At 60.0% G+C, this 20,689-nt stretch carries 16 protein-coding genes; 8 read left to right on the top strand and 8 right to left on the bottom strand.

Translation table 11 applies throughout. The features are described from left to right. Window positions 1-26 precede the first annotated feature (26 nt). Window positions 27-1,034, top strand: coding sequence for an ABC transporter permease (locus tag AC5JQH_RS10710; protein WP_493805568.1), 1,008 nt, complete (start codon window positions 27-29; stop codon window positions 1,032-1,034). Window positions 1,035-1,187: 153 nt separating this feature from the next. Further along, window positions 1,188-2,054, top strand: a complete 867-nt coding sequence (locus AC5JQH_RS10705) for an ABC transporter ATP-binding protein (RefSeq protein ID WP_273084169.1) — start codon at window positions 1,188-1,190, stop codon at window positions 2,052-2,054. Window positions 2,055-2,064: 10 nt separating this feature from the next. On the opposite strand, the gene AC5JQH_RS10700 is transcribed toward AC5JQH_RS10705, so the two are convergent. Continuing rightward, window positions 2,065-3,360, bottom strand: coding sequence for a nitrate- and nitrite sensing domain-containing protein (locus AC5JQH_RS10700; protein ID WP_092033062.1), 1,296 nt, complete (start codon window positions 3,358-3,360; stop codon window positions 2,065-2,067). A gap of 384 nt (window positions 3,361-3,744) precedes the next feature. Between AC5JQH_RS10700 and AC5JQH_RS10695 the strand changes: the two genes are divergently transcribed. From AC5JQH_RS10695 to nirD, 3 genes are all read left to right on the top strand, one after another. Then, a complete protein-coding gene (locus tag AC5JQH_RS10695; protein ID WP_493805567.1) occupies window positions 3,745-4,977 on the top strand; it encodes an NAD(P)/FAD-dependent oxidoreductase in 1,233 nt (410 codons plus the stop codon). Between the two features lie 25 nt (window positions 4,978-5,002). Then, a complete protein-coding gene (gene nirB, locus AC5JQH_RS10690) occupies window positions 5,003-7,510 on the top strand; it encodes a nitrite reductase large subunit NirB (protein WP_493791261.1) in 2,508 nt (835 codons plus the stop codon). A gap of 186 nt (window positions 7,511-7,696) precedes the next feature. Further along, window positions 7,697-8,065, top strand: coding sequence for a nitrite reductase small subunit NirD (gene nirD / locus AC5JQH_RS10685; RefSeq protein ID WP_008176927.1), 369 nt, complete (start codon window positions 7,697-7,699; stop codon window positions 8,063-8,065). Between the two features lie 135 nt (window positions 8,066-8,200). On the opposite strand, the gene AC5JQH_RS10680 is transcribed toward nirD, so the two are convergent. Next, window positions 8,201-11,371 (bottom strand): efflux RND transporter permease subunit, encoded by a 3,171-nt coding sequence (locus AC5JQH_RS10680; RefSeq protein ID WP_493805566.1) that lies wholly within the window; start codon window positions 11,369-11,371, stop codon window positions 8,201-8,203. Beyond that, window positions 11,371-12,447, bottom strand: coding sequence for an efflux RND transporter periplasmic adaptor subunit (locus AC5JQH_RS10675; RefSeq protein ID WP_227507862.1), 1,077 nt, complete (start codon window positions 12,445-12,447; stop codon window positions 11,371-11,373). The genes AC5JQH_RS10680 and AC5JQH_RS10675 overlap by 1 nt, the downstream gene beginning before the upstream one ends. A 188-nt stretch (window positions 12,448-12,635) precedes the next feature. On the opposite strand from AC5JQH_RS10675, the gene AC5JQH_RS10670 reads away from it, so the two are divergent. Continuing rightward, window positions 12,636-14,003: a WS/DGAT/MGAT family O-acyltransferase gene (locus AC5JQH_RS10670; protein WP_493791265.1), complete on the top strand. Its 1,368-nt coding sequence runs from the start codon at window positions 12,636-12,638 to the stop codon at window positions 14,001-14,003. A 9-nt stretch (window positions 14,004-14,012) separates the two neighbouring features. Here the strand turns inward: AC5JQH_RS10670 and AC5JQH_RS10665 are convergent, their stop codons facing one another. Together AC5JQH_RS10665 and AC5JQH_RS10660 are read right to left on the bottom strand one after the other, a co-directional pair. After that, the gene (locus AC5JQH_RS10665; RefSeq protein WP_088558487.1) at window positions 14,013-14,420 is read right to left on the bottom strand and encodes an NINE protein; all 408 of its coding nucleotides are present in this window, start codon (window positions 14,418-14,420) and stop codon (window positions 14,013-14,015) included. 386 nt (window positions 14,421-14,806) lie between these two features. Then, entirely contained in the window at window positions 14,807-15,913 is a 1,107-nt protein-coding gene (locus AC5JQH_RS10660; RefSeq protein WP_493805565.1) for a helix-turn-helix domain-containing protein, read from the bottom strand. 225 nt (window positions 15,914-16,138) lie between these two features. Here AC5JQH_RS10660 and AC5JQH_RS10655 point away from each other — a divergent pair, with 225 nt between their 5' ends. After that, window positions 16,139-17,044 (top strand): metal-dependent hydrolase, encoded by a 906-nt coding sequence (locus AC5JQH_RS10655; protein WP_493805564.1) that lies wholly within the window; start codon window positions 16,139-16,141, stop codon window positions 17,042-17,044. Between the two features lie 128 nt (window positions 17,045-17,172). Here AC5JQH_RS10655 and AC5JQH_RS10650 read toward each other — a convergent pair whose 3' ends face one another. From AC5JQH_RS10650 to AC5JQH_RS10640, 3 genes are all read right to left on the bottom strand, one after another. Then, window positions 17,173-17,958, bottom strand: coding sequence for a class II glutamine amidotransferase (locus AC5JQH_RS10650; RefSeq protein ID WP_493791830.1), 786 nt, complete (start codon window positions 17,956-17,958; stop codon window positions 17,173-17,175). A gap of 48 nt (window positions 17,959-18,006) precedes the next feature. Beyond that, window positions 18,007-19,107 (bottom strand): GGDEF domain-containing protein, encoded by a 1,101-nt coding sequence (locus tag AC5JQH_RS10645; protein WP_008176916.1) that lies wholly within the window; start codon window positions 19,105-19,107, stop codon window positions 18,007-18,009. 101 nt (window positions 19,108-19,208) lie between these two features. Beyond that, on the bottom strand, window positions 19,209-20,024 hold the full coding sequence (locus tag AC5JQH_RS10640; protein ID WP_493805563.1) for an SDR family NAD(P)-dependent oxidoreductase: 816 nt from the start codon (window positions 20,022-20,024) through the stop codon (window positions 19,209-19,211). A gap of 204 nt (window positions 20,025-20,228) precedes the next feature. Between AC5JQH_RS10640 and AC5JQH_RS10635 the strand changes: the two genes are divergently transcribed. Continuing rightward, window positions 20,229-20,687, top strand: a complete 459-nt coding sequence (locus tag AC5JQH_RS10635) for an NfeD family protein (protein ID WP_041645902.1) — start codon at window positions 20,229-20,231, stop codon at window positions 20,685-20,687. Window positions 20,688-20,689: the final 2 nt, after the last annotated feature.

Below are 20,689 nucleotides of genomic sequence, written 5' to 3'. Positions count from 1 at the left end.
CGGGTTTGCAAGGAGGTTTGATAACCATGACTACGATCACTTCGGCCAAACACACCTCCCAGCCGCCGCGATGGCTGGGCCAGAGACTCAAGTCCCTCGGTGAGTCGCTGACACCCCGCCAGCTCGCCGCCACCGGGCGCCAGATGTTGCTGCCACTGATGGGTATTCTGGTATTTGTCGGTTTCTGGCATCTGGCTGCACCGCAGGTGGATACCTCCCTGGGCAGCTTCCCGGGCCCGGCACAGGTCTGGGAACAATCGCAGCAACTCTGGCAGGAGCACGTCAACCAACGCGAGCGGGCCGACAAGTTCATTGCCATGCAGGAAGAGCGGAACGCCCGGATTCTGGCGGACAACCCCGAGGCTGAGGTCAGGATCCGGAATTACCCCGGTGCCCCCACCTTTCCCGACCAGATCCTGACCAGTCTGGTTACGGTCCTGGCCGGATTCATCGTGGCGACCGCTATCGCCGTGCCCCTGGGCATCGTGGTTGGCCTGAACCGGCATTTCCAGGCGGCGGTCAACCCGCTGATCCAGGTGTTCAAGCCGGTGTCACCGCTGGCCTGGTTGCCGCTGGTGACCATGGTGGTCTCAGCAACCTACGTGAGCGATGACCCGATGTTCGAGAAGTCGTTCCTGACCTCCATGATCACGGTCACTCTGTGCAGTCTATGGCCCACGTTGATCAATACCAGCGTCGGTGTGGCCGCGGTCAATCCGGATCTGCTGAATGTCTCCAGGGTGCTGCGGCTGTCGTTCTGGACCCATGTCCGCAAGGTGGTTTTACCTTCTTCGGTGCCGATGATTTTCACCGGCCTTCGGGTGTCGCTGGGCATTGCCTGGATGGTGCTGATCGCGGCCGAGATGCTGGCCCAGAGCCCGGGGCTGGGCAAGTTTGTCTGGGACGAGTTCCAGAACGGCAGCAGCCAGTCCCTGAGCAGGATCATGGTGGCGGTTCTGGCTATCGGGTTTATCGGGTTTGTGCTGGATCGGGTGATGCTGTTGATTCAGCGCAGGGCGGCCTGGAACGAATGAGCCCTGGTTTGGAGTATGCCGCACCGGGCAGGGGATGCCTCCCGGGACACGCGGTGAATACATCCCTGTACGCTCCGCAAAAACATCCATGTTTTTGAGGGTCCCGGGAGGCATCCCCTGCCCGGTGCTCCGCATGATTGAGAGGTGACTTCTATGAGTAAAACACATTTGGAACTGACTGGTGTTGAGATGGCGTTTGATACGCCGAAGGGGCCATTTGTGGCCCTGGACAACATTAATCTGAAGATACAGAAGGGCGAGTTTGTTTCCCTGATTGGCCACTCCGGTTGTGGCAAGTCCACCGTCCTGAACATTGTGGCTGGCCTGCTTCAGGCGACCAGGGGCGGCTGTGTGCTGGATGGCCATGAGGTGAATTCGCCGGGGCCGGAGCGTGCGGTGGTGTTTCAGAACCATGCGCTGATGCCCTGGCTGACGGTGTACGAGAATGTCGAGCTGGCAGTGCAGCAGGTTTTTCGAAAATCCATGGGCAAGCAGGAGCGACGCGACTGGATTCATCACAACCTGGAGCTGGTGAATATGGCCCATGCGGCGGACAAGCGACCGGGTGAGGTATCGGGTGGTATGGCCCAGCGGGTGGGGATTGCCCGTGCCCTGGCCATGAAGCCCAGCGTGCTGCTGATGGACGAACCGTTCGGCGCGCTGGATGCACTGACGCGGGCCCACTTACAGGACTCGTTGATGGAGATTCAGCAGGAGTTGAACAACACGGTAATCATGATCACCCACGATGTGGACGAGGCGGTGTTGCTGTCAGACCGGATCATCATGATGACCAACGGGCCCGAGGCCACCGTGGGCGAGGATCTCTACATTGACCTGCCCCGGCCGCGCAACCGGGTGACTCTGGCCGATAACCCGGAATACGTGCATTACCGGCAGGAGGTCTTGCGCTTCCTGTACGAGAAACAGCGCAAGCTGGAGCACATCTCGCCACGTCGTTCGGGAAAGCCGGAAGCCTCCGAGGGTGAGCAACCGAAGGCCCGGGCCGCCAGGACGTGATACGTTTCGGTTACTTCAGCACATCCGCCATGGACACCAGGGCCCGGGCTACCTCGGGCAACTTCCGGCCCTGGTCCATGGCCAGTTTCCTTAATACCCGGTGAGCTTCGTCGTTGCTGATCCTGCGATGCTCCATCAGCAGTAGCACGGCTTTTTCCTGGGTTTTGCGGTCTTCCAGAGCCTCCCTGGCACTCTGCAGTTCATCGGTCATCTGTTGCAGGCGCCGGGTCTGCTCCTGGACCAGATCGAAGATGGAGCGGCCAAACTGCTGACCAATACCATCGCTGGCCCAGGACTCACCGGCCTGTTGTTCGTTTCCGGAATCGCACAGCACCAACATGGGTTGAGAAGCCGGTTCCTGGGCATCCAGGGAAGTAATCAGGGTTTCCTGGTGGGCCAGCGAGTTTCTGGCATCGGCAAAACGCTCGGTGCAACGGGCGTGAAAACAGCCCTCCACGGAATCCTCTATCTTTTTGAGCTCATCCATCCGCTCAGACATGAGCCTGAACCATTCATCGGCCAGGGCCGGGTCCAGGTCTTTATAACGACCAATGGCTGTGCCCCGCTGGCGGAGGTTTTCAATTTCGGACTCACGGGGGTTTTCGCGCAGTTTTTCCCACAGGTCCAGGGAACCCTCATCGGCAAAGCTGTTAAACACCTCGAAACAGCGTTCCTGCGCCTCAATCAGGTGCGCCATGCGCTCTGACAGTGCACGATCAAACCGGCCACTGGAAAACCCCGCCGAACCGACAGCCCGCTCCTGTCCACAGAATTCTTTGCCGTTCATCAGGTGCACCATGGCCACCAGAAGCCCCGCTATGGTGGGGTCAACCGCGGTATCTGCGGCCTCAAACACCACCGCAATCAGGTTGTGGATCAGGGTACTGTAATCCTCGGTGGCAGAGGCCGCGGTTACTTTCCGGGCCACCACACACCGTCGCAGTTCGGGCAAGCCCTCAAGGCCGTGAAGGGCGCTCGCAAGCTGGTTAAGCAGGCGGCTACTGACAGGATGCGCCGTCAGTTCCTGGTGAATCTCGGCAAGGGCCTGCTCAAACTCAGAACGGAGCTGATCCGACGTCGCAACCAGGTGTTTTCGCTCCTGGGCAAACTTTTCGCCGGAAGAACCAAGAAACACGTTAGACGCACCCCGCTCGCACTGCAGTGCATGTACCAGATTGCTGATGCACTGGACCAGTTTGCCCATCTGCAAGAAGTACTGGAGGTTCATCAACTCGCAGCTTTTCGAGGCAATCAGGTAGTCGCCCGCGGATGGCGATTTATAGGCGGGGGCACGTTTGGTGTTCATAACAGACTCCGGAGGCAGACAGCCTCAAATGCGACAATCACGGTCAGATCAGTCACTCGCGTAACCAACCTCCTGCCAGTGCGCAGCAATTACCGCGCCACCGCATCTGGCCCAAAACCGTGCAATCCGCCCCGTCGCAGGGCAGTTTTCAAGTGTTCGTACTGGTGATAGCAGCCTTATAAAATTCTAATTATCTGATTTTTAAAGGTTCGTAGAACTGGCACGAAGATCGCTTTGCAATTGGTAAGGACGAACGTCTCGGCCAAGGATCAGGCCGGACCATCAGATCATTGTTGTTGGCATTGGCGCCGGACCATCGACTTCCCCTCGGGAATAGATGCTCCGGCTTTTTTTGTTTGGTCGAAAAGTACGGGTTCGAGCGAAATGACAGGAAACACTGAATCGACACTGGTGATCTGCGGGCACGGCATGGTTTCGCAACGCCTGCTGGAAGCTCTCTGCCGTGGGCGAGTCAGACCGTTTACCCGCATCATCGTGTTCAACGGCGAAGCATCCGCTGCCTACAACCGGATACAACTCTCGCTGCTGCTGGCCGGTGAAACAAACGAAGCTTCGCTGGCCTTGCAGCAGGACGAGTGGTTTCGGAACAGCGGTATTGAAGTCTGCAACGGAGAACCGGTAGTCACCATCAATCGGGAAGATCAGACGGTGACCACCGGATCCGGTCGGGTACAGCCCTACACCCATCTGGTGCTGGCCACCGGATCGAGGCCCGCAAAACCGGGGCTACCGGGCGCAGACCTTCCGGGTGTCATGACCTTCCGGGACCTGGAAGACACCAGGACCCTGATTGAGTCTGCTGGCCGCCATCGGCGGGCGGTGGTCGTCGGCGGAGGCTTTCTTGGCCTGGAAGCCGCTGAAGGTCTCCGCCAGCGTGGTATGGCCGTCACCCTTCTGCACCGCAGCGGCCATCTTCTGAACCGTCAGTTGGACAGAATCGGGGGTCAGCTCCTGCAACAGCACATGGAAGAGCGGGGCGTAAATATTCGCACCGGAACGGCTCCCAAAGCCCTGCTCGGGCGTTCCATGGTCCGGGCCGTCCAGCTGGATGACGAAACTCTCGTCAGCACGGATCTGGTCTTATTCGCCACCGGTATCACGCCTGCTACCGAGCTTGCCCGGACTGCCGGCCTGGAATGCGATCGCGGCATTCTCGTGGACGGGCAGCTACGCACCAGCGATCCGGCAGTCTCTGCGCTGGGTGAGTGTTGTCAGTTGGGAAACACCACCTTCGGACTGGTGGAACCCGGATACCAGCAGGCCGAGGTGCTTGCAGGCGTGCTCGGCGGAAACACTCCAGACGCCGAGTATCGGCCGGTGGATACACCAACCCGCCTGAAGATCAGCGGCGTTCCGATTTTCTCCTGCGGACAGATCAGCCCCGACGGGGACACCGAATCCGTGGTCTGGCAGGACCACGAACAGAACCACTATTGCCGGCTGCTGATCCGCAATCAGCGCCTGACCGGCGCCGTACTGCTGGGCGACACCCGGGACGGCCCCTGGTACAGCCAGCGCATTCAGCAGCAGGACGATATTTCCCGCTACCGGGACTTCATTGCATTCGGCAAGAACTACTGCGAGGCGGCGGCATGAGCCGCTCCGGAAAGAGGACAGACCCATGAGCAAGAAAACCCTGATAGTCGTCGGCAACGGCATGGTCGGCCATCACTTCCTGGAACAATTCTGCGCCAGCCCGGCCGCTGCCGATTTCGAGATCATCGTGTTCGGCGAGGAAAAACAGCTGGCCTATGACCGGGTCCACCTTTCCGAGTATTTCGGCGGCTCCAGCCATGCCGATCTCGCCATGGGTACCCTGGAGTGGTACACCGAGCAGGGGATTCAACTGCACCTGAACGAACAGGTAACCGGCATAAACCGGGAAAATCGCACTCTGGAAACGCCCCGTGGCAGCTACCGGTACGACGAACTGGTGCTGTCCACCGGCTCCTATCCGTTTGTACCCCCTATCAAGGGCAATGACCGCCCGCACTGCCTGGTTTACCGGACCCTGGATGACCTGGATGCCATTCACGCCAGCTCGGAAGGTGCCCGCACAGGCGTGGTGGTAGGCGGCGGCCTGCTGGGTCTTGAAGCTGCCAATGCGCTCAAGAGCCTGGGACTGGAAGCCCACGTTGTGGAATTTGCACCCCGGCTGATGCCGGTTCAGCTGGATGCCGATGGCGGCGCCCTGCTGCGCCACAAGATTGAGGAGCTTGGCGTTCAGGTGCACACCGAGAAGGCCACCACAGCGATTACCGAGGGCGAGGATGCCCGTCTGCGCATGAATTTCAGCGACGAATCCTTCCTCGAGACAGACCTGATCGTCTTCTCCGCAGGCATTCGGCCCCAGGACGCCCTGGCCCGGGCCAGTGGACTGGAGATCGGCGAGCGCGGCGGCATCGCCATCGACAACCACTGCACCACTTCGGACCCCCATGTGCACGCTATTGGCGAGTGCGCACTCTGGGAGCAGAAAATTTTCGGCCTGGTGGCCCCCGGCTACACCATGGCCCGCACTCTGTCTTCCGCCCTGAACGGTGATCGGGAGACTGCTTTCACCGGCGCCGACATGAGCACCAAGCTCAAATTGCTGGGCGTGGACGTGGGTTCCATCGGCGACGCCCATGCCCAGACCCCGGGCGCTCGCAACATCCGCTTTAACGATGAACAGGCCGGCCACTATCGGCGCATGGTGATCAGCGAGGATGGCAAGACCCTGCTGGGCGCCATTCTGGTGGGCGACAACAGCCACTACGACACTCTGCTGCAATACGCCCTCAATGGCATCACCCTGCCGGAGAATCCGGAAACGCTGATCCTGCCGGAGAGCCAGGGCGGCGCGCCGGCCCTGGGCCCGGATGCACTTCCGGAAACCGCCTCGATCTGCTCCTGCCACAACGTGACCAAGGGCGATATTTGCGGCGCCATTGATACCGGTTGCTCGGACCTTGGCAGCGTCAAGGCCGAAACCAAGGCCAGCACGGGCTGCGGCGGCTGCACCGCCCTGCTCAAGAACGTGGTGGACAGTGAGCTGGAAAAACGCGGCGTGGAGGTCAGCAAAGATCTCTGCGAGCACTTCCCGTGCAGTCGCCAGGAGCTATTCCACCTGGTGAAGGTGAACGGCATCCGCACCTTCCGGACCCTGATCAGTCAGCACGGCAAGGGCCACGGCTGCGACATCTGCAAACCGGCCGTGGCCTCAATCCTGGCCACCTGCTGGAACGAGCACATCCTGGCCACCGACCACGTGCCGCTGCAGGACACCAACGATACCTTCATGGCCAACATGCAGAAGAACGGCACTTACTCGATTGTGCCGCGCATTCCCGGCGGCGAGATCACCCCGGACAAGTTGATTGTGCTGGGTGAGGTGGCGAAGCAATACGATCTGTACACCAAGATCACCGGTGGCCAGCGCGTGGACCTGTTCGGTGCCACCCTGAGCCAGTTGCCAGAGATCTGGGAAAAACTGATTGCCGCCGGGTTCGAGACCGGCCATGCCTATGGCAAGTCACTGCGCACCGTGAAGTCCTGCGTTGGCAATACCTGGTGTCGCTACGGCGTTCAGGACAGCGTGGGCATGGCGATTCGCCTGGAGGACCGCTACAAAGGGCTGCGGGCGCCCCACAAGGTGAAGATGGCGGTCTCGGGCTGTACCCGGGAATGCGCGGAAGCCCAGAGCAAGGACTTTGGTGTGATTGCCACGGAGAACGGCTGGAACCTGTATGTCTGCGGCAACGGCGGCATGCGCCCCCGCCACGCCGATCTGTTTGCCACGGATCTGTCTGACGAGGAGCTGATCCGCACCATTGACCGGGTGGTGATGTTCTATGTGCGCACGGCCGACCGGCTGCAGCGCACCAGTGTCTGGATGGAAAATCTGGAGGGCGGCCTGGAGTACCTGAAGCAGGTGGTGCTTGAGGACAGTCTGGGGATCGGCGCTGAGCTGGAGGAGCACATGGAGGGGATTGTTGGGACCTACCAGTGCGAGTGGAAGACGGCCGTCGAGGATCCGGAGAAGCGGAAGCGGTTCCGGGAGTTTGTTAATGCGCCTTCGCAGTGCGATCCGGTTCAGGAGTGGACGGTTGAGCGGGGGCAGCGTCGGCCTGTTTTGGAGTCTGCGTAGCCTTTAGGTTCTGGTGAAGAGCAAGGCGCCATGGGGGTGCTTTTCTTCTGGGAAAAACAACTCGCTTCGCTCAGACATCTTTTTCCCGACAGAAAAGCACCCCCATACCACCTCGCTCACCAAGCTTCCGTGGTATCGCTTGTAACGCACAGTTGAAATAAACGCACAAGGAATAGGAGAAACACAATGAAACCACGCACTCGTTGGGAAGCCGTTTGCACCGTAGACGACCTGGTGCCGGAATCTGGCATCGCGGTATGGACCGAAGAAGGTCCGGTGGCGGTGTTTTATCTGCCGCATCGGCTGCCGGCGTTGTTTGCCATCAGCCATACGGACCCGTTCAGCGGCGCCAATGTGCTGGCCCGGGGGATTACCGGGGATCTGAAAGGGGAGCCGGTGGTGGCGTCGCCGTTGTACAAGCAACATTTCAGTCTGCTTACGGGTGTCTGTCTGGAAGACGATACCGTGCGGGTCAAAACCTACCCTGTCCTGCTGGACGGCAACCAGATCCGCTTGGAAGTACGGGCCAACCAGCGAGAATCCATCGCGGCCTAGGCCCTTAACAATGCCGGCGAAAGCCGGCGCGTGGTATGGGAAGTCTTTGTGCAGGGGAAAAGATGTCTGAGCGAAGCGAGTTGCTTTTCCCCGGAAGAAAGACTTCCCATGGCGCGTGACGGCGATACTCCGAGGCTAAACCTCTCTGGAGCGACGCCAACGCTCCCGCCAGCCAAGAACAAAGATGGTCAGTGACGGCAGAAAAGTCACGGTTACGATCGCTGCCCCAAGCAGGCCAAACAGAACGATGGCGCCCACGCCCCGATACAGCTCGGTGCCTTCGCCGGGCAGGAACACCAGGGGCGAGAGGCCGCAGATGGTGGTCAGGGTGGTCATGGCAATCGGGCGCAGGCGGGTCTGGACGGCGGCGGTGACGGCCTGTACTACGGTAACGCCTTTCTGACGCAGGTTCTGCCGCGCCTGATCCACCACCAGGATGGGGTTGTTCACCACGGTTCCCATCAGGATCAGGAAGCCCAGCATGGTAATCATGTCGAAGGGTTGTCGCAGAGGCTGGAGGCCGATCATGGGCAGCAGGCCACCGACCAGGTTCATCAGGGCCAGGCCCACAATGCCACCGGCCACGCCAAGCGGTATTGCGGTCATGATCAGCAGCGGGAATCCCCAGTGCGCGAAGATGGCCACCAGCAGCAGGTAGACAATGGCAATGGCAATGGCAATGATGAAATTGCCGGTCAGAGCCTCCCGTGTGGCATTAAGCTGATCGCTGGCGCCGGAAATATCCACGTTCACATTCGCGGGCAATGCGCCGCTGTCCCGCATGAACTGCAACAGTTCCGTGCGTACCCTCTCAACGCCGGCTTCGAGCGGCACATCGTCCGGGGGAATCACGTTCAGAGTCACCGTGCGGCGACCGTCCACCCGGCGGACCGTGCTGGTATCGACGGTTTCCTCGATGGTAGCCAGGCTGGAGAGCGGCAGGGTAGCACCCTGGGGGGTGTGCACCATGACATCCGGCAGGCTGTCCAGTGACGGGTTGCGACCCTCGCTGCCGTAGACGTAGATATCGATCTTTTCGTCGTCCAGGAAGAAATCGTCGACGTAGCTGCCCTCGGTCAGGGAGGCAACGGTAAAGCCAATGCCTTCAGCGCCAAGGCCAAGTTCCGCGGCGCGATCCCAGTCAGGCATGATCTGGATCAGCGGCTGTGCCAGGGACAGCGTGGAGGGTTGGCTCTGGATGCGGGGGTTGTCGAAGATTTCCTCGGCGCGCTGATAGGCAGCGTTCGCAGCGCCGTAGACCGACACCAGATCCGGCCCAGAGATGTCCAGGTTGATGCTGCGGGTGCCGCCGTCGTTGCTGGAAATGATGGAGCCTTTGGCCGCGAAGGCGCGCATGCCCGGGAACTGTTCATAGAACCGGGTGATCTCGTCCATCAGGGCTTCGATGTGCCGCGGGTTCAGGGTCTCGGCGATGATCCGGATCCTGGTGGGCGTTACCTGCATGTTGAGATAGGCCATGGGCGGCACGCTGGTTTCGCCCGCGGCGTAGGCCTGGCCGTCCGCGTTCACGTGGGGCAGGAAGTAGTCTTCCACCTGGCGGGCAATGGCTTCCATCTCCTGCAGGTTGTAACCCGGCGGCGCCGACATGGCGGCAAAGGTCTTGGGCTCCTCGCCTTCCGGCAGGTATTCGGCGGGTGGGGTCAGCACAAAAATCACCCACAGGCTGAAGCCGACGGTGGCTGCCATCACCAGAAGCCGGCGCACCGTGCCATTCACCAGCCATCGCACCGCCCCCATGGCGGCCCCGCTCCAGCGACCCGAGGTTTCGTTGCCGTATTCATCGGTGGTCACGCCCCGGCGGCCGAAATCCAGCCGGGCGCAGAGGGTGGGTATGATGGTGATTGCCACCAACATGGAGGCGAGAATGGCGGCAGAGATGGCAATGGCTACGTCGGAATACAACTGGCCCGCCTCTTCCTCGATAAACAGGATCGGCAAGAACACCAGAATGGTTGTGGTGGTGGACGCCAGCACCGCCGGCCAGACTTCACGCACGCCCTTGAGGGCCGATTCGAAACGGTCCAGCCCCAAACGCCGGTGTCGCTCGATGTTCTCCAGCACCACGATGCTGTTGTCCACCGTCATGCCGATGGCAAAGGCGATACCGGCCAGAGAGATCACGTTGATGGTGCGGCCGGTGATCAGCAACCCGATAAACGCGGCTATGGCACACAGCGGTATGCCCACCACCCCGGCAAACGTGGCCCGGCCGGATCTCAGAAACAGGAACATCACCAGGGTTGCGAAGGCGGCACCGATACCCAGATTGGTCCAGACATTGGCCACCGAGGCTTCCACGTAACGGGCATCGTCTGCGGTCAGGCCCAGCCTCATGCCCGCCGGCTCCAGCACCTCCTGGTTGATGGCGGCCACTTCGTCCATCATCGCGCGTTTGATATCTATGACGTTGGAGCCGCTTTCACGGCGCACCTGCAGGCCAATCACCCGCTGGCCGTCGATAAAGGACAGCTCCCGGATCCGGGAATGGCCCTGCTGAACCCGGGCCACCTCACCAAGGCGCACCACGCTGTCACCCTGCCGGCGTACCACCAGCTGTTCCAGGGATTCAACGTCGTCAAAGCGCCCGACCGTGCGCAACAGATACCGGCGCTTGCCAGAGTCGATCTCGCCGCCGGAAATGTCCTGGTTACGGGCCACGATTGCGTTGCGCAGATCCACCAGGCTCAGGCCGCGCTGGGCCAGGGCGGATTCGTCCACAATGATCTGCATCTGCCGGTCGGCACCACCGCCAACGGTAACCTCGGAAACCCCCGGCACGCTCTCCATCCTGGGCCGCACGCGGTCCTCGATAAAATCGCGCATCAGCTCGATGTCCAGCTCACGGGGATTGCCTTCGAGGGTGGCGATGCGAAAATACATGAATGCGTTGGAGGAGAACGACGCCGCCACTATGCGCGGCTCATCGACGTTCCTCGGATAATCCGGCACCTGGCTCAGGGCATTATTGATCTGGATCAGGGTCTCGGTGATATCCACCCCGAACGGGAACTCCAGCTCGATCTCCGCCGCTCCGCTGGATGCGGTGGAAGTCATCCGGCTCAGGTTAGGAACATTGCGCAGGAACCGTTCCTGCTCAATCAGTATGTCCTTCTCAATGTCCTGGGGCGTGGCGCCTGGCCAGCTGGTTTCCACCGTGACCGTCCGCACCTCCAGATCCGGAATCATCTGGACCGGAATCCGCAGTGCTGCAGCAGCCCCAAGGATCGCGACAATCAGGGCAATAACGGTGACCAGAGTGCCGTGGCGGATAATGCCGGCAAACATCAGCGGCTCTCCCGTTCGGCAATGCGAACGCTGATGCCCTCGCTCAGGGACTCGTTGCCACGGACCACCACCTGCTGGTCCGCTTCAAGACCACTAGTGACCTCTACCCGGCCCTCGAAGCCGGTGCCAAGGCGCACCCGCTTTTCGCTCACGGTCCAGGTGTCTTCATCCCCCGGTTCGGCGATCCACACGGTGGTTCGTCCTTCGGGATACCGGTTGATGGCATCGCGGGAAACCGTCAGGCCACGTTCACCGGTAGTGACCCGCAGTACCGCCTGTACCGACATCCCCGGGAGCAGCTTCACGGATTCGGGCTTGATGGCGCGGAGGAGAAAGGTTCTGGACTGGGGATCGTTGACCGGTACCAGAACATCGATGGTGGCGCTGCTCAGTGCCTGGTCATCCTGCACCAGCAGCCGGCTGTTGTCGTCGATGCGTTTGTAGAAGGACTGGGGTACCTGGAAATCCAGACGAAGGTTGTCGGTATCCACCAGAGTCAGCAGCTGGTCACCGGGGGTAACCCATTCCCCGAGATCCCGGGAGCGCTGGCTGACCACACCGTCGAAGGGCGCGGTCACGCGGTGGCGCCCGGCCCGGACTTCCACCTGGCGGCGGGCGGCTTCCAGGCGAGCCAGGGTCGCTTCGCTGGCGGCCACTTCACTTTCCCGTGCACTGACTTCGGTGGCCGCGATATTGCGGCCTGCGCCGACGGATCTGGCCTCACGCAGGCGACGCCGGGCTTCCTCCAGGCGACTGCGGGCCTCTTCTGCCTCGGCTCTTGCCGCGGCCAACTCCCAGGTAACCAATTCGTCATCCAGCTCGACCAACACATCGCCCCGGTCAACACGATCACCGGTTTCCACCCGAACCTCGTCCAGCAGGCCCGCAACCGCCGCCGACATGCCAGATACCCGAAGGGCATTCACCGTACCATTCAGGGTCACTTCCTGAACGATATCTTCTGAAGAGACGGTTTCCAGCTGAACACCAGGCAGGTCCTGGGCAGCGGTGAGCACCGGAAACAGGCTGCACAAAAACAGAACAACACCCTGCAGGCTCTTCATGGGGGTAGCCACGTCCTTTTCTCCAAGATTCATTTCGATGGATGCAATTACTAACCTTAGTTCATGGCTTACGAAGAAAAACCCCGTCCAGACCTTGGCCCGCGTTTGACCTGGCCGGTGCGGAGAATGCGAACCGTGGTCAATCACGTTGCCAGCTATCTGCGCTACTATTGTCACAACACCGACAACAAGGACGCCCTGTGAAACCTCTCAGCCCTACGGATCAGCTTTTTCTCTGGCTGGAAAAGCGGCAGCAGCCCATGCACGTGGGCGGTCTTCAGCTGTTCTCTTTTCCCGACGACGCACCGGATGATTACGTCGCACAGCTGGCCGACCGACTCAGGCAGTACACGAAGGTGACGCCGCCGTTTAATCAGCGCCTGGATTACCGTTTCGGCCAGCCGGTCTGGGTGGAAGACGAGCACCTGGACCTGGAACACCACTTCCGCTTCGAGGCACTGCCGACACCGGGGCGGGTCAGGGAACTCTTGTCCTTTGTTTCGGCAGAACATTCCCACCTGATGGACCGGGAACGTCCCCTGTGGGAGTTTCATCTGATTGAAGGCCTGGGGGAACGGCAGTTTGCGGTGTATATCAAAGTCCACCATGCCCTGGTGGACGGTGTATCGGCCATGCGGATGGTCACCCAGATGCTGTGCCAGGATACCGGCGAGCGGGACATGCCGCCGATCTGGGCCATGCCACCCCGCCCATCCCGTGAAAAGGATGATAGCGGTCCTTCCCTGTGGCGAAGTGTCGGCCATCTGCTGGGTGAATCCGGCAAGCAACTGGGCACCGTGCCCACCGTGGCCCGGGAACTGCTGCGAACCATCAACGACGCCCGCAAAGACCCGGCCTACTCCTCCATTTTTCACGCACCCCGCAGCATCCTGAACCAGAAGATCACCGGTTCCCGACGCTTCGCCGCGCAATCTTACTGCCTGAGCCGGATAAAGGGTGTGTGCAAGGCCTATGGAACCACGGTCAATGATGTGGTGATGGCCATGTGCGCCACCGCGCTGCGCAGCTACCTGATGAACCAGGACGCCCTGCCGGAAAAGCCGCTGATCGCCATGGTGCCGGTGTCCCTGCGCAAGGATGACAGCTCCGGCGGCAACCAGGTCGGCGTTATCCTCGCCTCACTGCACACCGATGTCACCAGCCCGGTGACACGACTGATGCAGATCCATGAGGACGTGAAAGCCGCCAAGGACCGCTACGCCGACATGTCTGCGGAAGAAATCATCAACTACACCGCCCTGACCCTGGCGCCGGCGGCGTTCAATCTGCTCACCGGCATGGCACCGAAATGGCAGACCTTCAACGTGGTGATTTCCAACGTTCCCGGCCCGCGAGAGACTTGCTACTGGAACGGCGCCACGATGGACGGCATGTACCCGGTCTCCATCGCCATGGATCGCCTGGCCCTGAACATGACCCTGACCAGCTACGGCGACCAGGTGGAATTCGGCCTCATCGGCTGCCGCCGCACGCTACCCAGCCTGCAGCGGATGCTCGACTACCTCGAAGAAGCCCTGGTCGAACTGGAGGCCGCTGCCGGACTGTAAGCAGCTCGATCAGCCGAAGCGGCGCTCTTCGTTGCGGATGGAAATCTGGTTGTTCAGGGTCCAGAAGTCATACAGCACGCCGATCAGGAACAGGCCACCGGTAAACAGGTAGATGATGCCCGTGATCCATTTGCCCATGTACATCCGGTGAATGCCGAACACACCGAGGAAGGTCAGCAGAATCCAGCCGATGTTGTAGCTGACCTCACCTTCCCGGAACCGCAGGTCCGCTTCGCGGTCCATGGCCGGAATCAGGAACAGGTCGATGATCCAGCCGATGAACAGCAGCCCCAGGGTAAAGAACCAGATGGTGCCGGTAACGGGTTTGCCGTAGTAAAACCGATGGGAGCCCAGGAATCCGAAGATCCAGAGCAGGTAGCCGATCAGTTTGCTGTGGGTGTCTGGCCTTTGGGTCATGTTCGTTTTCATCCTTTTGGGTTGGTGTCCGGTTTCAATTATGGCCCTAGCCGGGTTGATTTGGGGGCTGGCCGGGGGGAAGGAATATTTTCCCTCGGGAAAAACAACTCGCTTCGCTCAGACATCTTTTTCCTGTCGGGAAAATATTCCTTCCCCCCGTCCGTCCAAACATTGTGGCATAGGAAACGAAAAGCAAATTAAGACAGAGCAATAAAAAATAACACGGCAATCTCGTCTGTCAGCAGGGCGTGGGGTGGGGCATAATTTTTTTGGGGAAAAAGATGTCTGAGCGAAGCGAGTTGTTTTTACCCAAAAAAATTATGCCCCTCCCTGCGACCACGCTCCAAACCCAGCGGCAAGAGAAACCCAACCGCCCAAGCCAAACATCAGGGCCCAACTTCCGGCGCAGGGTCCGGACCACCCTCGCGAAACTCTCTGGCCGACTTCCCGGTCCACTTCCGGAAGGCCCGGCTGAAGTTGGAGAGGTCCGCATAGCCCAATTCGTAGGCAATCTCGCTGACGGACTGGTTGGTATACCGAAGCAACTGGATCGCCCGGTCTTTCAGCACCGATTCGAGGATCTCCCGATAGCTGGTATCCCGGTCCGCCAGCCGGCGTTTCAGGGTGCGCGACGAGACGCAGAAACGTTCGGCCATGGCTTCCAGTGATGGCAAGGGGCCAGGCATCATCCGGAGCATGTTGCGGATCGCCAGGACGATGTCGCCCTGTTCCTTCAGGGCTTTCTGCAGCTCGAACTCGCACTGGTCCCGGGCCATTCGGGAGGCTTCGGCATCGGCCAGGCGCATGCGCACCTCCAGAAGCTCCCGGGGGAACACCATCATTTCGTCGGGCTGGCCGTACTCGAACCGAACCGGAAGCTGGTCGGCAAACCGCTGGTACCAGGGCGGCTCCGGAGCGCTCAGGCGAACGGTGACACCCGGCAGTTTGCCGTCTTCCAGGGCAAAGCCGTGTTTTGCCGCGTCCTCACGATCCAGGAGCTGTTCGGTGAGCAGGATCAGGGTTGCGCTGACGGTCTCCGCCAGAAACGGATAGAGGCCGGGCACTTCGAATTCGGTGCACAGCTTTACCAGCACCTGATCCCCCGCTTCGGACTGGCTCATGCTGAGGAACGGCACTCGCAAATGCAGGTAACGGCGCACCGAATCCAGGGCATCGGCGAAGGTGGGGCTGGTGAGAGCCGCGAACCCCAGGGTGCCGTGGATTGTCAGCCGCAACTCCCTGGCCAGCGTGAAGCTGAGACCGTCCTGGCCGGCTAGGTTCACGGCCCGTTTGGCCATGATGATGGCGTCGGTGACAAACACCCGACTGTCGTTGGACTTGAGATCGTCCGGGGTGAAGTCCAGCCCTTCGTAAAGTGGCCGGTCGTTATAGCCCAGCTGGCGGACGGTCTCGGCCAGAACCCGCAGGTAAGCGCCCGGCACCAGGAACAATCCCAGCATCTGCCGTTCTTTGTCCGGACCGGTTGCACTCATTGGCATTCCTTCTTATTGGGTTGGCTGAAGCACTTCAATTGACTCTATCAGATGCCTCCCGCCGCTACAGTGGGGCCCGGTACACCTTGCTCGCCGTCAGCCTGGCCAATCAAATCCCGGCCCGTGTCCCATCCTGATCGACGGCCGTCCCCTTTGCGCATTCCTGCCCGGGCTTGACTGCCACACACTGGAGCCATGACATCAGCCAGAGTGAGGAGTACACACATGCTGAGCAGCAAAACCGCAGAAAAGAAGACGGCTCCCGTTACGCGGGCCTCCAACACACCGGACAACGTCACCATCACCGCCCAGCGCATGGGGTTTGAGTTCGGCGACCAGGTGCCCCGTTACTGGGTCGACAACAGCTACACCATCAGCCACATCATGAATGCGCTCTCGGTGTTGTTTCCGCAGGGCGAGCAGTTCTTCGTAGATTCAGTAAGGGCGTTCCGGGACCAGATTTCCGATCCCAAGCTGAAGGAAGAGATCCGCGGATTCATTGGCCAGGAGGCCATGCACTCCCTGGAGCATGTCGCCATGAACCAGCACGTTCGTGACCAGGGCATGCCGGTGGAAGAACTGGAAAAACACCTGGAAGTGGTTCTGGGGATCGCCAGGAAGCTGCCCAAGCGTCACCAGCTGGCCATCACCTGTGCCCTCGAGCACCTGACCGCCATGATGGCCGACATGTTGCTGGAGCGTGACGATGTGCGCCAGGACATGGATGAATCCATGCGTCCGCTGTGGGTCTGGCACGCGATTGAAGAAACCGAGCACAAGGCGGTTGCCTACGATGTGTTCCAGGCGGCTGGCGGCACTTATGCCGAAAGAGCCTTTTATCTCATGTTCAGCACCGCCGCACTGGGCGTGATGAGCACCTATTTCACCAGCCGGATGATGCTCAACGACCGCAAGAACTTCTCTTTGAAGGACACCGCCACCGGTCTCTGGCGACTCTGGGGCGTAAACGGTACCTTCTCAAGCCTGATTCCCACGTGGCTGGAGTACTTCAAACCCGGCTTCCATCCCTGGGATCACGACAACAGCGATCTGATTGCCCGTTTCAAGGAAGAAATCCAGGCGCATATTGCACCGCAGTATCAGAAGGGTAATCGCCGGACTCTGCAGTAATCTTCGGAGTTACGCGGACAAGCAGGTGGGGAGGTCTTTGTTCCGGGAAAAACAACTCGCTCCGCTCAGACATCTTTTTCCCTGCACAAAGACCTCCCCACCCACTCATCCGCTTGATCTGGCAGAGATCAGCTGCCCGCTTTGGCCACTCCGGATCGAATGACCTCACCTTTCTTCCATAACCGCCATTCACCTGGCTGGTAAACATCCCACTTTTCATCTGTGGTCAGAGGTTCAGTAACGATCACGCTGACGATGTCGTTGGGCGTCGTTTCCGATTCGAAATCCACCGTTACATCGGCGTCTTTCAGACGGGCAGGACCAAACGGGGCTCTCCGGGTGATACTGGCCATTTTGGTGGTGCAGTAAGTGAACAGCCAATCACCGTTACTCAGTAGGAGGTTGAAAACGCCCTGGCTGGCGTAGGCGGCGGACAACCGGACCAGGCGGTCGACGACTTCGTCGGTTCCGGTATTGCGGTCACAGTGCGTTCGTAGATGATTGAGGATGTCGCAAAACAGGGCTTCGCTGTCGGTGGTTCCGACCGGCTCGTAGAATCCCGGATTTGAACGGAAGCCGGAGAGCTGGCCGTTGTGGGCGAACACCCAGTAGCGGCCCCAGAGTTCGCGCATGAAGGGATGGGTATTGGCCAGGCAGATATCGCCAACGTTGGCCTGGCGAATGTGGCAGATGGCCACTTCGCTTTTGATCGGATGGGTCTGGACCACTTCGGCGATTCGGGAATTAGCGCTGGCATCGGCGTCGTGGAAGGCCCGTACGCCTTTGCCTTCGTAAAAGGCGACGCCCCAGCCGTCCTTGTGCGGGCCGGTCTGTCCACCCCGACGGGTCAGGCCGGTAAAGCTGAAACACAGGTCAGTGGGGGTGTTGGCGCTCATGGCCAGTAATTCGCACATGGGTTACGTCATTCTTGCCGGAGGATGTCTGCCACAAGAATAACGTAATCAACTCGCTTCGACAGTGAGAATCTCAAGCTGGCGGGGATTGTGGCCGGCGCCGACCACACAGTTACGCCCCGCTCGCTTGCCACTGTAGAGCCACCGATCGGCAACCCGGAACAGGCTTTCGGCCTCGCGACCATGGTCTGGCCACTGGGCTATCCCGAAGGAGGCAGTCACCCGGATGCGGGCTTCCCCGTAGGGCAGTTCAAGGTCAGATATCCGCTGGCGCAGCTCGTCCATCAGGACAAAGGCATCCGCCGGCTTCACATCTCTCAGAATCAGGCCGAACTCCTCGCCACCCAGGCGGCCGACAAAATCGGTGCTCCTCAGCCGTTCGGTCATGCATCGGCTGATGTTTTTCAGAACAAAGTCTCCGGCCTCATGGCCCAGAGTGTCGTTAACGACCTTGAAGTGGTCAATATCCATCACCACCAGCGCAAAACCGGCTCCACTGCGATCGCACTCGGCAATGGTGCGATTCAACGTACCCTGGAAGTTGCTGCGATTGGCCAGACCAGTGAGCGCATCGGTCTGGGCCATGTCCACCAGGCGCTGCTCGGACTCTTCGCGGCGCACCTCATACAGGTGAATGAAGGCCAGCATCAGTGCACCGCACAACACCATGTTGAGCAGATCGATCATCGCGTGGGGGCTGCCGACCTGGCCAAGGTGAATGTAATAGATAACGCCCCCGACGAGCATAAAGGGTGCGCTGAGAATCATGCCTTCTTTCTTGCCAAGCAACAGGTAGGCGAGAACCGGCATCATCAGCACCCAGACGAAAGCGGACACCGAGGCTTCCGGTAACAGCATGATCACCAGGAAGAACGCGAACAAAGGCACCAGATAGGCATAGACCCACTGCTGCAGATGAGGAGTGGATTTCAGGCGCCAGACGCCGAAAAAAAGCAAAGTGCTGGCAAACAGCTCAGCAACCGCCACCCATGGGTAGCCATTGAGAAACTGCAGGCAAGCAAAAATCACCAGAGCCGAGCCGGTGATCAGAAAAAGCAGCCGCATCAGTGAGCGGCGATGGCTGTCGCGCAGACCCGAGCGGCTCTGTTCCAGAGTGGCCCCCAGGTCAGAATGGTGAGGCGTATTCATGCTGACTCTTCCTTGGATCAGCTTCCGAGTATAGCCCCGAAAAACTGTTTGTAAAACGTACAGCGAGCCCAAGCTTCAGGCCCGCCGCACGCATCGAGTCTTCAGATATAGAGGTTCTTGCGGGAGAAACGCTCCACCAGCGGCTGGTAAGCAGAACCCAGCAGGCGGTTGATCGCATCAATACCCCAGGCGTCCGGGCCCACCAATATGCGGGACTCATTCTTGAGGATGCCTTTTACAATGATTTCTGCGGCTTTCTCGGGCGTGGTCATGGCGAGTTTATCGAAGCCTTTACGCTGGGCGACGGCGTTCTCGGACTTGCCCATGCGCGCTGCATTGACAATGTTGGTGCGGATACCACCAGGATGCACACAACTCACCGCCACGGGCTGGTTTTCCAGCTTCATCTCCTGACGCAGGGCTTCGGTGAAGCCGCGAACCGCAAACTTTGCGGCATTGTAGGCACTCTGTTTGGGCACGCCAATCAGGCCAAACACACTGGACACGTTCACCACATGGCCATCGCCCGAGGCAATCAGATGAGGCAGGAACGCCCGGGTACCGTGGGCAACACCCCAGAAATCAATGTCCATGACCCATTTGAAGTCCTCGTCGGTCATCTCACGCACGGTGGCGGAGAGCGCAACGCCCGCGTTGTTGATCACCAGATTCACCTGGCCAAAGTCCTTCGCAACCTCTTCGGCATGGGCAAAGATGGCATCGCGATCAGACACGTCCAGCCGGTAGGTTTTTACATCAGCGCCGCTGAGCGCAGCAGCGGTTTCGGCCAGGCCTGACTCATTGACGTCGGACAGCGCCAGCCGGCAGCCCCGGTCCGCCAGCGATTTGGCGAGTGCGCGGCCGATACCCGAGCCGGCACCGGTAACAACGGCCACTTTGTTTTTCAGCTTTTTCATGGTCAAAGACCTCTTGTTGTAGGCTTTTCAATTAAAGCAGATACTCTAACAATTGCCCGCCCGCGGGATATGGCTTTAGTGAACCAGGCCGCAAGGCATTCCGGCCACCCTCTGACTCGGCCCACGGTTTCCGGTACAATCCTTTGCCGTTGTTCGGTGCGCAAAAGCAACCCGACGCCTCTCCCGAACCTGTGGATTTTCTGTATGGAATGGAGTCTTACGCATTTCTGGCTGATCCTGGCACTGGTGCTGTGCCTGGCCGAGCTCACCTCCGGCGTGCTCTTGCTGCTCGCTCTCGGCATCGCCGCGGCCCTGACCGCCTTGCTGGCGTTCCTCGATGTGCCCTTTGAATGGCAACTGGCGGGGATGGGGATTTTCTCGGGAATCCTGGTTCCCGTCGCCATACGCTGGATACGGCCGCGTTTCTCCCCCAAGGGCGTGGCGTATGGAACGACAGGCACAGGCGTCGAGCAGGGCCGGCGTTACCAGACCCTGAAACGGGACTTTGACGGTGCCACGGGCATCAAGGTCAACGGAGATTTCTATCGCCTGCGAGTCACCGACACCGGGGAAACCGACCTTCCGGAAGGAACCGACGTCATTTTCAAACAGTTTGACGGCACTACCGCCGTTGTTGAGACGATCACACACAAGGAACAGTAAAC

Source organism: Marinobacter sp. H13, assembly GCF_059072335.1.
Note: the sequence above shows the minus strand (reverse complement) of the source record. Positions and strands in the feature narration are given on the sequence as shown.

What these genes read in the sequence shown, in the direction of transcription:
- AC5JQH_RS10660 (WP_493805565.1), bottom strand. Translation starts at nt 15,913, where the DNA reads ATGAGTGCAACCGGTCCGGACAAAGAACGGCAGATGCTGGGATTGTTC.
- AC5JQH_RS10665 (WP_088558487.1), bottom strand. Translation starts at nt 14,420, where the DNA reads ATGACCCAAAGGCCAGACACCCACAGCAAACTGATCGGCTACCTGCTC.
- AC5JQH_RS10695 (WP_493805567.1), top strand. Translation starts at nt 3,745, where the DNA reads ATGACAGGAAACACTGAATCGACACTGGTGATCTGCGGGCACGGCATG.
- AC5JQH_RS10655 (WP_493805564.1), top strand. Translation starts at nt 16,139, where the DNA reads ATGCTGAGCAGCAAAACCGCAGAAAAGAAGACGGCTCCCGTTACGCGG.
- nirD (WP_008176927.1), top strand. Translation starts at nt 7,697, where the DNA reads ATGAAACCACGCACTCGTTGGGAAGCCGTTTGCACCGTAGACGACCTG.
- AC5JQH_RS10635 (WP_041645902.1), top strand. Translation starts at nt 20,229, where the DNA reads ATGGAATGGAGTCTTACGCATTTCTGGCTGATCCTGGCACTGGTGCTG.
- AC5JQH_RS10640 (WP_493805563.1), bottom strand. Translation starts at nt 20,024, where the DNA reads ATGAAAAAGCTGAAAAACAAAGTGGCCGTTGTTACCGGTGCCGGCTCG.
- AC5JQH_RS10645 (WP_008176916.1), bottom strand. Translation starts at nt 19,107, where the DNA reads ATGAATACGCCTCACCATTCTGACCTGGGGGCCACTCTGGAACAGAGC.
- nirB (WP_493791261.1), top strand. Translation starts at nt 5,003, where the DNA reads ATGAGCAAGAAAACCCTGATAGTCGTCGGCAACGGCATGGTCGGCCAT.
- AC5JQH_RS10710 (WP_493805568.1), top strand. Translation starts at nt 27, where the DNA reads ATGACTACGATCACTTCGGCCAAACACACCTCCCAGCCGCCGCGATGG.
- AC5JQH_RS10650 (WP_493791830.1), bottom strand. Translation starts at nt 17,958, where the DNA reads ATGTGCGAATTACTGGCCATGAGCGCCAACACCCCCACTGACCTGTGT.
- AC5JQH_RS10680 (WP_493805566.1), bottom strand. Translation starts at nt 11,371, where the DNA reads ATGTTTGCCGGCATTATCCGCCACGGCACTCTGGTCACCGTTATTGCC.
- AC5JQH_RS10700 (WP_092033062.1), bottom strand. Translation starts at nt 3,360, where the DNA reads ATGAACACCAAACGTGCCCCCGCCTATAAATCGCCATCCGCGGGCGAC.
- AC5JQH_RS10705 (WP_273084169.1), top strand. Translation starts at nt 1,188, where the DNA reads ATGAGTAAAACACATTTGGAACTGACTGGTGTTGAGATGGCGTTTGAT.